This is a genomic window from Streptomyces sp. NPDC059002 (assembly GCF_042740435.1).
Lineage (GTDB): Bacteria > Actinomycetota > Actinomycetes > Streptomycetales > Streptomycetaceae > Streptomyces.
The window spans coordinates 43,463-57,117 of record NZ_JBHYJI010000060.1 but is presented as its reverse complement, the minus strand read 5'-3'; the positions used below and the strand labels follow the sequence as shown (position 1 = coordinate 57,117).

At 70.6% G+C, this 13,655-nt stretch carries 10 protein-coding genes; 5 read left to right on the top strand and 5 right to left on the bottom strand.

The window, feature by feature from the left end; all coding sequences use genetic code 11:
* Window positions 1–165 precede the first annotated feature (165 nt).
* Complete coding sequence (locus ACFWZ2_RS35530; RefSeq protein ID WP_384552890.1) at window positions 166–2,418, top strand: heavy metal translocating P-type ATPase; 2,253 nt, start codon at window positions 166–168, stop codon at window positions 2,416–2,418.
* Between the two features lie 479 nt (window positions 2,419–2,897).
* Here the strand turns inward: ACFWZ2_RS35530 and ACFWZ2_RS35525 are convergent, their stop codons facing one another.
* Both ACFWZ2_RS35525 and ACFWZ2_RS35520 read right to left on the bottom strand, forming a co-directional pair.
* A complete protein-coding gene (locus ACFWZ2_RS35525) occupies window positions 2,898–4,196 on the bottom strand; it encodes a citrate synthase (RefSeq protein ID WP_055565825.1) in 1,299 nt (432 codons plus the stop codon).
* Window positions 4,197–4,374: 178 nt separating this feature from the next.
* Window positions 4,375–6,615 (bottom strand): ATP-dependent RecD-like DNA helicase, encoded by a 2,241-nt coding sequence (locus ACFWZ2_RS35520; protein ID WP_384552897.1) that lies wholly within the window; start codon window positions 6,613–6,615, stop codon window positions 4,375–4,377.
* A gap of 305 nt (window positions 6,616–6,920) precedes the next feature.
* Here ACFWZ2_RS35520 and ACFWZ2_RS35515 point away from each other — a divergent pair, with 305 nt between their 5' ends.
* On the top strand, window positions 6,921–7,436 hold the full coding sequence (locus ACFWZ2_RS35515; RefSeq protein ID WP_384552888.1) for a DUF937 domain-containing protein: 516 nt from the start codon (window positions 6,921–6,923) through the stop codon (window positions 7,434–7,436).
* A gap of 13 nt (window positions 7,437–7,449) precedes the next feature.
* On the opposite strand, the gene ACFWZ2_RS35510 is transcribed toward ACFWZ2_RS35515, so the two are convergent.
* Genes ACFWZ2_RS35510 through ACFWZ2_RS35500 form a run of 3 tightly spaced genes read right to left on the bottom strand, consistent with a single transcriptional unit; the run spans window position 7,450 to window position 10,636 of the window.
* Window positions 7,450–8,286, bottom strand: coding sequence for a sugar phosphate isomerase/epimerase family protein (locus tag ACFWZ2_RS35510; protein ID WP_384552886.1), 837 nt, complete (start codon window positions 8,284–8,286; stop codon window positions 7,450–7,452).
* 32 nt (window positions 8,287–8,318) lie between these two features.
* Window positions 8,319–9,479, bottom strand: a complete 1,161-nt coding sequence (locus tag ACFWZ2_RS35505; RefSeq protein ID WP_384552884.1) for a dihydrodipicolinate synthase family protein — start codon at window positions 9,477–9,479, stop codon at window positions 8,319–8,321.
* Window positions 9,476–10,636, bottom strand: coding sequence for a Gfo/Idh/MocA family protein (locus ACFWZ2_RS35500; protein WP_384552883.1), 1,161 nt, complete (start codon window positions 10,634–10,636; stop codon window positions 9,476–9,478). The genes ACFWZ2_RS35505 and ACFWZ2_RS35500 overlap by 4 nt, the downstream gene beginning before the upstream one ends.
* 157 nt (window positions 10,637–10,793) lie before the next feature.
* On the opposite strand from ACFWZ2_RS35500, the gene ACFWZ2_RS35495 reads away from it, so the two are divergent.
* The 3 genes from ACFWZ2_RS35495 to ACFWZ2_RS35485 all read left to right on the top strand — a co-directional run bounded on the left by ACFWZ2_RS35495 (window position 10,794) and on the right by ACFWZ2_RS35485 (window position 13,643).
* On the top strand, window positions 10,794–11,843 hold the full coding sequence (locus ACFWZ2_RS35495; RefSeq protein WP_384552881.1) for a LacI family DNA-binding transcriptional regulator: 1,050 nt from the start codon (window positions 10,794–10,796) through the stop codon (window positions 11,841–11,843).
* A 213-nt stretch (window positions 11,844–12,056) separates the two neighbouring features.
* Window positions 12,057–12,827 carry an alpha/beta hydrolase gene (locus ACFWZ2_RS35490; RefSeq protein WP_384552880.1) on the top strand — a complete coding sequence of 257 codons (771 nt, stop codon included), beginning with the start codon at window positions 12,057–12,059 and terminating at the stop codon, window positions 12,825–12,827.
* A gap of 432 nt (window positions 12,828–13,259) precedes the next feature.
* Window positions 13,260–13,643, top strand: a complete 384-nt coding sequence (locus tag ACFWZ2_RS35485; RefSeq protein WP_384552878.1) for a tyrosinase family oxidase copper chaperone — start codon at window positions 13,260–13,262, stop codon at window positions 13,641–13,643.
* Window positions 13,644–13,655 lie beyond the last annotated feature (12 nt).

The window sequence follows — 13,655 nt, the reverse complement described above, 5'->3', positions numbered from 1 at the left end:
GCGTGGGGGGGGGGGGGCGCCCCCGCGGCGTGGGGGGGGGTTCCGGGCGCCCGGCGTACCTGCCCTCCCCCCCCCCCCCCCGGGGGGGCCCGGGGCCCCGGGGGTGCCCCCACCCCCGGGGGCCCCGCGGCCGTCCCACCACCCCGGAAGTAGTACGAAAGAGTCATGACCGAAGTCGAACTCGCCGTCGGCGGAATGACCTGCGCCTCCTGCTCGTCGCGCATCGAGAAGAAGCTGAACCGCATGGCGGGCGTGACCGCCACGGTCAACCTCGCCACGGAGAAGGCGAAGGTCTCGTACGACGAGGGCGAAGGAGTCGAGGTCGCCCAGCTGATCGCGCTGGTCGAGAAGCTGGGCTACACGGCCGAGGAGATCCTCCCGCCCGAGCCCGAGCCGGAGCCTCGGCCCGGCGACGCCCCGGCGCCGACCACGGCCGACATCGCCGAGCCCGACACCCTGCGCCAGCGCCTGACCGTCTCCGCGCTCCTCGCGCTGCCCGTGGTGCTGCTCGCGATGGTCCCCGCCCTGCAGTTCGACAACTGGCAGTGGCTCTCGCTGACGCTCGCCGCGCCCGTCGTCGTCTGGGGCGGCCTCCCCTTCCACCGGGCCGCCTTCACCAACCTCCGGCACGGCGCGGCGACGATGGACACGCTGGTCTCCGTCGGCACGCTCGCCGCCTTCGGCTGGTCGCTGTGGGCACTGTTCTTCGGGGACGCCGGGATGCCGGGGATGCGGCACGGCTTCGACTTCACGGTCTCCGGGGGCGACGGGGCCTCGACGATCTATCTCGAAGTGGCCGCGGGCGTCATCACGTTCATCCTGCTCGGCCGCTGGCTCGAGGCCCGCTCCAAGCGGAAGGCGGGCGCCGCGCTGCGCGCCCTGCTCGAACTGGGCGCGAAGGACGTGACGGTGCTGCGCTCCGGCGCCGAGACCCGGATCCCCGTCGGCCGCCTCGCCGTGGGAGACCACTTCGTCGTACGCCCGGGAGAGACCGTCGCCACCGACGGCACGGTCGTCGACGGCGCGTCGGCGGTCGACGCCTCGATGCTGACCGGCGAGTCCGTGCCGGTCGACGTGGGCGTCGGCGACACGGTCACCGGGGCGACCGTGAACACGTCGGGGCGCCTGGTCGTCGAGGCGACGCGGGTCGGCTCCGACACCCAACTGGCGCGGATGGCGAAGCTCGTCGAGGACGCGCAGACCGGCAAGGCCCAGGTGCAGCGCCTCGCGGACCGGATCGCCGGCGTCTTCGTGCCCGTCGTCCTGCTCATCGCGGTCGGCACGCTGGGCGGCTGGCTGGGCGCCACGGGCGATGTGACCGCCGCGTTCACCGCCGCGGTCGCCGTCCTGATCATCGCCTGCCCCTGCGCCCTCGGGCTCGCGACCCCGACCGCCCTCATGGTCGGCACCGGCCGCGGCGCCCAGCTCGGCATCCTGATCAAGGGCCCCGAGGTCCTCGAGTCCACGCGCCGCGTCGACACCGTCGTCCTGGACAAGACGGGGACGGTGACGACGGGACACATGGAACTGACGGACGTGTACGTCGCGGGGGACACGGAGGAGAAGCAGCTCCTTCGCCTCGCGGGCGCCCTGGAGCACGCCTCCGAGCACCCGGTGGCCCGCGCCGTCGCCGCGGGCGCGGCCGAGCACCTGGGGACCGCGCCGCCCGCACCGGAGCGGTTCGAGAACGTCGCCGGGTTCGGGGTGCACGGCACGGTCGACGGACACGAGGTGCTCGTCGGCCGCGCGCGGCTCCTCGCGGACGCGGGGGTGACGGGCCTGGACGCGGTGGCGAAGCTGAAGGACGACGCGGAGGCCGCCGGGCGCACCGCGGTCCTCGTCGCCTGGGACGGCGCCGCACGCGGCGTCCTCGCGGTCGCGGACGCCGTCAAGGACACCAGCCCCCGGGCGGTGCGCGAACTGCGTGCCCTCGGCCTGACACCGGTCCTCCTGACCGGCGACAACAAGGCCGTCGCCGACGCGGTGGCGCAGGCCGTGGGCATCGGGCCCGACGCCGTGCACGCGGAGGTCCTGCCGCAGGACAAGGTCGACGTCGTACGGCGCCTGCAGGGCGAGGGCCGGGTCGTGGCGATGGTCGGGGACGGCGTGAACGACGCGGCCGCGCTCGCCACCGCCGATCTGGGCCTGGCGATGGGCACCGGCACGGACGCCGCGATCGAGGCGAGCGACCTGACCCTGGTGCGCGGGGACTTGCGGGTCGCGGCCGACGCCATCAGGCTCTCCCGGAAGACGCTCGCCACCATCAAGGGCAACCTCTTCTGGGCCTTCGGCTACAACGTGGCCGCGCTGCCGCTCGCCGCGGCCGGGCTCCTGAACCCGATGATCGCGGGCGCCGCGATGGCGTTCTCCTCCGTCTTCGTGGTGACGAACAGCCTCCGTCTGAGGACGTTCACATAGGCCCTTCACAGACCCGTTTCAACATCCTCACGCGAGAGCCCCGATCCCCATATCGGGGCTCTTGCGCATGTACAGGACATATGCAAGAGACGCAGATCACAGTGATCCGAACGTAACCATTGAGGGGGGTCGCGAGTCTAATGGGGCGATGCAGGAAGATGTCTTGGGGGACGTCTTCCGGCATATGGGGACATCTTGGGGGATGTTCCTTGAATTGCGTTGCCGGGGCACGTGCACCGGGGAGCTTTGAGCGGCCCTCCCGTACGTACGCGTCCCGGCAGACCGCAGGGCAACCACAGACGCCCGGCCGGATCCCGTGGGGGGAATCCGCACCGGGAAAAAGGGAAGCGCCCCGACCGTCGACCCGTGGGGGGATCGATGGCGGGGCGCTTTCCGCTTCAGTACCGAGGGGGCGCCCCGTAAGGGGCGCGGGGAACTGCGCGCTCAGCCGAGAACCGGCCCGCAGCCACCCAGAGGGCTCAGCGGCCCTCGACCGGGACGAAGTCCCGAAGAACCTCACCGGTGTAGATCTGGCGGGGACGACCGATGCGCGAACCCGGCTCCTTGATCATCTCGTGCCACTGGGCGATCCACCCCGGAAGACGTCCCAGCGCGAAGAGCACGGTGAACATCTCGGTCGGGAAGCCCATGGCCCGGTAGATGAGGCCGGTGTAGAAGTCGACGTTCGGGTACAGCTTCCGCTCGACGAAGTAGTCGTCGGCCAGCGCGTGCTCTTCCAGCTTCAGCGCGATGTCGAGCAGCTCGTCGGACTTGCCGAGGGCCGAGAGGACATCGTGCGCGGCAGCCTTGATGATCTTCGCGCGCGGGTCGAAGTTCTTGTAGACCCGGTGCCCGAAGCCCATGAGCTTCACGCCGTCTTCCTTGTTCTTCACCTTGCGGATGAAGGTGTCGACGTCGCCACCGGACGCCTGGATGCCCTCGAGCATCTCCAGGACCGACTGGTTGGCGCCACCGTGCAGCGGACCCCACAGGGCGGAGATGCCGGCGGAGATCGAGGCGAACATGTTCGCCTGCGAGGAGCCGACCAGACGCACGGTGGAGGTCGAACAGTTCTGCTCGTGGTCCGCGTGCAGGATCAGGAGCTTGTCGAGCGCGGAGACCACGACCGGGTCCAGCTCGTACTCGGCGGCGGGCACCGAGAAGGTCATGCGCAGGAAGTTCTCGACGTAGCCGAGGTCGTTGCGCGGGTAGACGACCGGGTGGCCCTGCGACTTCTTGTACGCGTAGGCCGCGATCGTCGGAAGCTTGGCGAGCAGGCGGATCGTCGAGAGGTGACGCTGCTTCTCGTCGAACGGGTTGTGGCTGTCCTGGTAGAACGTCGACAGCGCGCTGACCACGGACGACAGCATCGCCATCGGGTGGGCGTCGCGCGGGAAGCCGTCGTAGAACCGCTTGACGTCCTCGTGCAGCAGGGTGTGCTGCGTGATCTCGTTCTTGAACGTGGCCAGCTCGTCGACCTTCGGCAGCTCGCCGTTGATCAGGAGGTACGCCACCTCGGTGAAGGTGGAGCGCTCGGCCAGCTGCTCGATCGGGTAGCCGCGGTACCGGAGGATGCCCTGTTCACCGTCGAGATAGGTGATGGCGGATTTATAGGCGGCGGTGTTTCCGTAGCCGCTGTCCAGGGTCACCAGACCGGTCTGGGCGCGGAGCTTCCCGATGTCGAAGCCCTTGTCGCCGACGGTCGACTCGATCACCGGGTAGGTGTACTCGCCGTCGCCGTACCGCAGTACTACACCGTTGTTAGCGTTCTCGCTCACGTCATCCCTCACCGACGTTGTGCCTCTTCTTCGAGGTGCCCTGACTGTCTCTACCATCCCCCATTTGGCCCTGGAGAGTGCACTCGGGGTCGACCATTGGGCCTATTGGCGGCACTCAGTGCCGCCAACCTGCTCATCCTGCCCCCTTCGCCCCGGTTCCGGAAGTGCTGTGTGACGTTTACGACTCGTTTGATCGATCAAAACGTCCAGGGCCTTCTCCACGGCGCCCCGAGAGCCTGAAATCCAGGGCCGTACAACGCTTACCCGCGGAGACCGTGCGTACCGCCTGGGCCAGAGCCTTGCGTGAACCGACAAGAACGACCAGCTTCTTGGCGCGTGTCACCGCGGTGTAGAGCAGATTGCGCTGCAGCATCATCCACGCGCCCGTGGTGACGGGGATCACCACCGCCGGATATTCGCTGCCCTGGGAGCGGTGGATCGTCACGGCGTAGGCATGGGACAGCTCGTCCAGTTCATCGAAGTCGTAAGGGACTTCCTCGTCCTCGTCGGTGCGGACGGTGAGCCGCTGCTCGTCGGGGTCGAGGGCGGTGACGACGCCCACCGTGCCGTTGAAGACGCCGTTCTGTCCCTTTTCGTAGTTGTTGCGGATCTGGGTGACCTTGTCGCCGACGCGGAAGACCCGGCCGCCGAAGCGCTTCTCGGGCAGGTCGGGCCTGGCGGGCGTGATGGCCTGCTGGAGGAGGCCGTTGAGGTTTCCGGCGCCCGCGGGGCCGCGGTGCATGGGCGCGAGGACCTGGATGTCGCGGCGCGGGTCGAGGCCGAACTTCTTCGGGACGCGGTGCGCGGCGACGTCCACCGTGACGCGGCCCGCGTCCTCGGTCTCCTCCTCGACGAAGAGGAAGAAGTCCTTCATGCCCTGGGTGAGGGGCGGGACACCGGAGTTGATGCGGTGGGCGTTGGTGACGACGCCCGACTCCTGGGCCTGCCGGAAGATATGGGTGAGGCGGACGGCGGGGATGGGGCTCCCGTCGGCGAGCATGTCCCGCAGCACCTCGCCCGCGCCGACGCTGGGCAACTGGTCCACATCGCCCACGAAGAGCAGATGGGCGCCGGGCGGGACGGCCTTGACCAGCTTGTTGGCGAGGAGGAGATCCAGCATGGAGGCCTCGTCGACCACGACCAGATCGGCGTCGAGCGGCCGCTCCTTGTCGTACGCCGCGTCTCCGCCCGGTTTCAGTTCGAGCAGGCGGTGGACCGTGGACGCCTCCGCTCCGGTGAGTTCGGCCAGGCGCTTGGCGGCGCGTCCCGTGGGGGCGGCGAGGACGACCTTGGCCTTCTTGGCGCGGGCCAGCTCGACGACCGAGCGGACCGTGAAGGACTTTCCGCAGCCGGGTCCGCCGGTCAGGACGGCGACCTTCCGGGTCAGCGCGAGCTTGACCGCCTCCTCCTGCTCGGGCGCGAGATCGGCTCCCGTGCGCCGCGCGAGCCAGGCCAGCGCCTTGTCCCAGGCGACGTCCCGGAAGCCGGGCATGCGGTCGTCGCCGGTCTTCAGGAGGCGCAACAGCTGGGCGGCCAGGGAGAGTTCGGCGCGGTGGAAGGGGACCAGGTAGACGGCGGTGACATCCTCTCCGCCGTCCGGGCCCGGCACGGTCTCCCGTACGACCCCCTCCTCCTCGCCCGCGAGTTCGGCGAGGCAGTCGATGACGAGGCCCGTGTCGACCTGGAGGAGCTTCACCGCGTCGGCGATGAGGCGCTCCTCGGGGAGATAGCAGTTGCCCTGGTCGGTGGATTGCGAAAGGGCGTACTGCAGACCGGCCTTGACGCGCTCCGGGCTGTCGTGCGGGATGCCGACGGCCTGGGCGATGCGGTCGGCGGTGAGGAAGCCGATGCCCCAGACGTCGGCGGCGAGGCGATAGGGCTCGTTCTTCACGACGGAGATCGAGGCGTCGCCGTACTTCTTGTAGATGCGCACGGCGATGGAGGTGGAGACGCCGACTCCCTGGAGGAAGACCATGACTTCCTTGATGGCCTTCTGCTCCTCCCAGGCGGCGGCGATCATCTTGGTGCGCTTGGGGCCGAGCCCGGGCACCTCGACGAGACGCTTGGGCTCGGTCTCGATGATGTCGAGGGTGTCCACGCCGAAGTGGGTGGTGATGCGGTCGGCCATCACCGGGCCGATGCCCTTGATGAGGCCGGAGCCGAGATAGCGGCGGATGCCCTGGATGGTGGCGGGCAGCACCGTCGTGTAGTTCTCGACCGTGAACTGCTTGCCGTACTGCGGGTGGGAGCCCCAGCGGCCCTGCATCCGCAGCGACTCGCCGGCCTGGGCGCCGAGCAGCGCGCCGACGACGGTGAGCAGGTCGCCCGCACCGCGTCCGGTGTCGACGCGCGCGACCGTGTACCCGGTCTCCTCATTGGCGTACGTGATGCGCTCGAGGACCCCCTCGAGCACCGACATCGCCGGTGCTTGACTCGACATGATCCGACGCTACCGCCCGGCACCGACATCGCGGGAAGCCTGTGGATAACTTCGGCTCGCCGGGACGTTTTGAGGGGGCCTGCTCCGTCGACCAGGCCCCCTCGGTTCCCTCCCCTGTCAGAAACCCCGCGATTCCCCCCGGAATCCCCCCAGATTCCCCCCTCGGGAAGTCCTGACGCCAAGTACGACACGCATGGTGCCGGAAGGGTTGCACGCAGTCGCGCGGAAGTTTCCCGGCCCCGCTCCAGGTGCTGACAAAGCGGGGCAGACGTAGCGTTTGTTGCATGAGCGATTCCCAGTCCTTCGAGCAGGACGTGCTGCAAGAGCTCGGCGACGACAAGCTCCAGGAGATCGCCGGTCTGCTCGGCACGGACGCGGCAGGGGCCCAGGACATCGTGGGCACCACCGTGACCGCGCTCTCCGGAGACCTCAAGGGCAAGGCCGAGGACCCCGCGGAGGCCGACGAGGTGCGGCAGGCGTTCGCCGAGGTCGAGTCCGCCGAACCGCCCCTCCAAGGGGTGGCCGCCTTCGGCGGGTTGGGCGGTCTCGCCGCGGGCGGGATGATGTCCGGCGTGCTCGCGAAGATGAGCAAGCCGGTGGCGGACGCGGTCTCCAAGAAGACCGGCATCCCCGCGCCGACGGTCACCCGTGTCATCGAGATGCTCATCCCCGTGGTGCTCGCGGTGCTGTCCAAGCGCGCGGCGAGCACGAAGGCATCCGGCGGCGCGGCCCCGAAGGCGTCGGCGTCCTCCGGCGGCCTCGGCGATCTGCTCGGTCAGATCCTGGGCGGCAAGAAGTAGCCGCAAGGACGCATTACGCGTGCGTGCGGAACCGCTCCGCGGTCTCCCGCAGCACCTCTCCCCCGTCCCGTTCCCACAGCGCCTCGTTGAAGATCTCGACCTCGATCGGCCCCGTGTACCCGGCGCCGTCGACCAGGGCGCGGAACGCCTTGAAGTCGACGCTTCCGTCGCCGAGTTGGCCCCGGCCGAGCAGGACGCCCGCGGGCAACGGCGTGATCCAGTCGGCCAGTTGGAAGGCGTGGATGCGGCCGGTGCGGCCCGCGCGGGCGATCTGTGCGGGCACCTGGTCGTCCCACCAGAGGTGGTAGGTGTCCACGACCACGCCGACCTGCCGCGCGGGGAAGCGTTCCGCGAGGTCGAGGGCCTGGCCGAGGGTGGAGACCACACAGCGGTCGGCGGCGAACATCGGGTGGAGCGGTTCGATCGCCAGGCGTACGCCCCGTTCCTCGGCGTAGGGCCCGAGGACGGCGAGGGCGTCCGCGACGCGTTCGCGCGCGCCCGCCAGGTCCTTGCTGCCGGGCGGCAGGCCGCCGGAGACCAGGACCAGGGTGTCCGTGCCGAGCGCCGCCGCCTCGTCGACCGCCGCGCGGTTGTCGTCGAGGGCACGCGCGCGTGCCCCCTGGTCGATGTCCGTGAAGAAGCCGCCCCGGCACAGGCTGGTGACGGTGAGGCCGCTCTCGCGCAGGAGGCGGGCGGTGCGCTCGACCCCGTACTCCTGGACCGGCGCGCGCCACAGGCCGACCGCGGTGATGCCCTCCTTGATGCAGCCTTCGGCGAGTTCGGGCAGCGACCACTGCTTGATGGTCTCCTGGTTGATGCTCAGCCGGGACGGGTCGACAGAGGCGCTCACGGGGGTGCTCGCAGAGGCGCTCGCAGAAGTGCTCATTGGGATACCCCGTGGACGGTGAGCAGGGATCGCATCCGGGCCGCGGCGAGGGCCGGATCGGGGAACAGGCCGAGTCCGTCGGCCAGTTCGTAGGCCCGGGCCAGATGCGGCAGCGAGCGCGCCGACTGCAGGCCGCCGACCATCGTGAAGTGCGACTGGTGGCCCGCGAGCCAGGCGAGGAACACCACGCCCGTCTTGTAGTAGCGGGTCGGCGCCTGGAAGAGGTGGCGGGACAACGCGACGGTGGGGTCGAGGAGTTCGCGGAAGCCCTTCGCGTCCCCCGTGTCCAGGATCCGCACCGCGTCCGCGGCGAGGGGGCCCAGCGGATCGAAGATGCCGAGCAGCGCGTGGCTGAAGCCGTGGTCGTCGCCCGCGATCAGTCCGGGGTAGTGGAAGTCGTCGCCGGTGTAGCAGCGGACGCCCTTGGGGAGGCGGCGGCGCAGGGCGATCTCGCGGTCCGCGTCCAGGAGGGAGACCTTGATGCCGTCGACCTTGTCGGGGTGGGCGGCGATGACCTCCAGGAAGGTGTCCGTCGCCGCGTCCAGGTCGGCCGAGCCCCAGTAGCCCTCCAGGGCCGGGTCGAACATCGGCCCGAGCCAGTGCAGGATCACCGGTTCGGCGGCCTGGCGCAGGAGATGGCCGTACGTCTCCAGGTAGTCGTCCGGCGACGTGGCCGCGGCCGCCAGGGCGCGCGACGCCATCAGGATCGGCTGGGCGCCGCTCGACTCGACGACGTCGAGCTGCTCCTCGTACGCCGTACGGACCGTCAGCGGATCGGCGGGGAGCGTGAGTTGATCGGTGCCGACACCGCACGCGATGCGCCCGCCGACCGCCTTCGCCTCCGCGGCCGAACGCCGGATCAGCTCGGCCGCGCCCGCCCAGTCGAGGCCCATGCCGCGCTGGGCGGTGTCCATGGCCTCCGCGACACCGAGCCCGTGCGCCCACAGGTGGCGGCGGAAGGCGAGCGTGGCGTCCCAGTCGACGGCGGCGGGTCCGTCGGGGGCGACGTCCGCGAAGGGGTCGGCGACCACGTGGGCGGCGGAGAAGACGGTGCGGGAGGTGAACGGCGGGCCGCCGGGCGTCGTGCGCGGGGGCTCGTCGCGTGGGGTGTACGCGCGCGTGCCGCCGCCCGCGGCCGGCAGCAGGACGGTGCTCACAGCTCGATCTCCGGTACCTCGATGCGGCGGCCCTCCGCCGAGGACTTCAGGCCCAGTTCGGCGAGCTGCACGCCGCGCGCGCCCGCGAGGAGGTCCCAGCGGTAGGGCGCGTCCGCGTACACGTGCTTGAGGAAGAGCTCCCACTGCGCCTTGAAGCCGTTGTCGAATCCCTCGGGCCCCTGGTTGTCGGGGACCTCCTGCCACTGGTCGCGGAAGGAGTGGGTGGCGGGCAGGTCCGGATTCCAGACCGGCTTCGGTGTCGTACTCCTGTGCTGTACGCGGCAGTTGCGCAGGCCCGCGACGGCCGAGCCCTCCGTGCCGTCGACCTGGAACTCGACGAGTTCGTCGCGGTGGACGCGCACCGCCCAGGAGGAGTTGATCTGCGCGATCACGCCGCTGTCCAGCTCGAAGACGCCGTACGCCGCGTCGTCGGCGGTGGCGTCGTAGGGCTTGCCGTGCTCGTCCCAGCGCTGCGGGATGTGCGTGGTGGCAAGCGCCTGGACACTGCGCACCCGGCCGAACAGCTCGTGCAGGACGTACTCCCAGTGCGGGAACATGTCGACGACGATGCCGCCGCCGTCCTCGGCGCGGTAGTTCCAGGAGGGGCGCTGGGCGGCCTGCCAGTCGCCCTCGAAGACCCAGTAGCCGAACTCGCCGCGGACCGAGAGGATCCGCCCGAAGAAGCCGCCGTCGATGAGGCGCTTCAGCTTCAGCAGGCCCGGCAGAAAGAGCTTGTCCTGGACGACGCCGTGCTTGATGCCGGCGTCCCGCGCGAGACGGGCCAGCTCCAGGGCGCCGTCGAGGCCGGTCGCGCTCGGCTTCTCCGTGTAGACGTGCTTGCCCGCGGCGATGGCCCGCTTGATGGCTTCCTCACGCGCGGAGGTGACCTGGGCGTCGAAGTAGATGTCGACGGACGGGTCGGCGAGGACCGCGTCGAGGTCCGTCGAGTGGTGCTCCACGCCGTGCTGTTCGGCCAGCGCGCGCAGTGCGTGCTCCCTGCGGCCGACCAGGACGGGCTCGGGCCACAGCACGGTGCCGTCGCCCAGGTCGAGGCCGCCCTGTTCGCGGAGGGCGAGGATCGAGCGGATCAGGTGCTGGCGGTGGCCCATGCGTCCCGTGACGCCGTTCATGGCGATGCGCACCGTCTTGCGTGTCACGAAAGTCCCTCCGTAGAAGCCTAGCAAGCGCTTTCTATCCCAGGGCAAGCTAGCCTGCCGGGCAAGGTTCGGACAAGGGCTTCGAACTTTCGGAGCGGAGCAGGCTCTGGGGCGTGGGCCCGCGCAACGACCAGAGCAGTGACCGGAGGACGACGAGATGACCGTGACCCTGGCGGACGTGGCGGCCCGCGCGCAGGTCTCCCCCGCCACCGTCTCCCGCGTGCTGAACGGCAATTACCCCGTCGCGGCGGCCACGCGCGAGCGCGTGCTGCGGGCCGTGGACGACCTCGAATACGTCCTCAACGGACCCGCGAGCGCGCTCGCCGCGGCCACCTCCGACCTCGTCGGCATCCTCGTCAACGACATCGCCGACCCGTTCTTCGGGATCATGGCGGGCGCCGTGCAGTCCGAGATCGGCGGGCCCGGCGGACGCGCGGGCGGCGAGCGCATGGCCGTCGTCTGCAACACCGGCGGCTCCCCGGAGCGCGAACTCACCTACCTCACCCTGCTCCAGCGCCAGCGCGCCGCCGCGGTGATCCTCACCGGCGGCGCCGTCGAGGACGCCGGGCACGCCGCCGCGATCGCCGGGAAGCTGCGACGGCTCGCGGAGGCGGGCACGCGGGTGGTGCTGTGCGGACGGCCGCCGTCGCCGGACACCGACGCGGTCGCGCTCACCTTCGACAACCGTGGCGGCGGGCAGCAGTTGACGGAACACCTGCTGGGCCTCGGGCACCGGCGCGTCGGCTACATCGCGGGCCCGGAGGAGCGCACGACCACCCGGCACCGCCTGGAGGGCCACCGGGCCGCGCTCGCCGCGCGCGGCATCGAGGACGATCCCGCGCTGACGGTGCACGGGCCGTACGACCGCCGCTCCGGGTACGACGCCACGGTCGAACTCCTGCGCCGCGCCCCCGACTTGACGGCGGTCGTCGCCGCGAACGACACGGTGGCGCTCGGCGCGTGCGCGGCCCTGCGCGACAAGGGTCTGCGCATCCCGGACGACGTGTCCGTGGCGGGCTTCGACGACCTCCCCTTCAGCATCGACGCGGTGCCCGCGCTGACGACGGTACGGCTGCCGCTGCATGAGGCGGGAGCGCGGGCGGGCCGCATCGCCATGGGCAAGGAGAAGGCCCCGCCGGGAGGTGTGGCCACGGTGCACGGGGAGTTGATGGTGCGGGGGTCCACGGCGGGGCCCCGGTCCCGGTAGGGGCCCTGCCCCGGCTGCGCACCGAGCCTCCGCGAAAACCCGTTGGCACAGCCATGGCGGCCGCTGCTACTTTTCCGGAGGCCGTGCGAGAGAACGAGGAGGTGGTACCCGTGAACGCAGTATCGACATGGGTGCTCCCCTCCGGGGTCACGGTCGGGCGATAGACAGGTCGTCCGGGAGCGCCGCCCGTGAGCCCTCCCGAAAGGCACGACCATGCACTTCACCTCTGAACAGCGTCTCGACGACGGCGTCGTCGAGCGCGCCTTCACCCTCGGCGACATCCCCGGCATCCTGTGGACGCCCGTATCCGCGTCCGCGGCCGCACCGACGCCGCTGATCCTGCTCGGCCCTCCGCCCCTCGGGCTGCGCAAGGCGTACCCCCGCCTTGCGGCCCGCGCCCGGCACGCCGCGGCGGACGGCTTCGCCGCGGCCACCATCGAGCTCCCCGGAAGCGGCGACCGGCCCCGTCGGCCCGCCGACGAGCAGGCCCGCGCCGAACTGCGACGGACCCTGGAGGCCGGTGAGCCGGTCGGCGACGAGCTCATCGACGCCCTCATCCTCCCCCTGGTCGACCAGGCGGTCCCGGAATGGCAGGCCGCCCTGGACGCCCTCCTCGCGCTGCCCGAAATCGGTGGCCCGGTCGGCTACTCGGGAGGCGTGATCTCCATCGGGACCCGCCTCGCGGTGGTCGAGCCGCGCATCTCGGCCGCCGTGCTGTTCGCCGGAAGTTTTGTGCCGCGCGCCCTGTTCGAGGAGGCCCGGCAGGTCACCATTCCGCTGCACGTCCTGCTGCAGTGGGACGACGAGGGCAACGACCGGCAGGCCGCCCTGGACCTGTTCGACGCCTTCGGCTCCACGGAGAAGGCGCTGCACGCCAACATGGGCGGGCACACCGGCGTCCCGCAGTTCGCGGGGGAAGCCGCGGCCCAGTTCTTCACCCGGCACCTGAAGACGTCGGACAGACGGGCCACCAGCAGGCGTTGAGCGGACAGGCCACCCGCAGGCGCTGAGCCTTCGCACCACGCCCCTGCCGGACTCCCGGCAGGGGCGTGAGTCAGGCCACGCGTCAGGGAATTCTGCGCAAATCTTTTGCCAGCAGGCAGGTATGGCAGCATATTCTTTCGCTCCAGGCGCCCAGTGCCTTCGTTTCCCAGGCACCCCCCTGTTCCGATGTAACCCCTCATCGCCTTGTATCTCGGCACATGTCCGTTACGTTCCGATGATCTGTTAAGTTCTTGATCGTCTTCGGCGGACCCCATGAGGCCCGCCGTATGCGACGAGCCGATCGGGGGGATCGGCGGCAGCGACGACAGCCGTGACCAGGCCTCGCACATCCCGCGCTCCCCTCTGATCTCTCGAAGGAAGAACCATTCTTCTGAGGGGGGACCTCAGAGCGTGAACAGAGGGGGATCCAGGGTGTCTGACATCACCCGTCGCCGCATGATGGGCAGGGCTGCCGCGGCAGCCGCCGGAATCATGCTGGCCGTGCCTGCGACGCAGGCCTTCGCGGCCGAGTCCGCACAGACCGGTGCCACCAGCCATGGGGAGCATGGTGATTACCCCGGCATCAGGCCGTTCGACGAGATCTACCAGGGCCGCCGCATCGAGGGCCGCCTCACGTCCGGCCACGGCGGTCACCACGACTTCGGCATCGAGGTCTACATCGACGGCCGGATGCTGCACATCATGCCGCGCGCCTGGGGCTGGGTCAGCGTCATGAACCACTACGAGGTCTTCGACACGCCGTACGACACGGCGCTCGCGGCGGTGCGCGCGCTCCAGGGCGCCAACCTCGTCTGATCCGTCTGATCT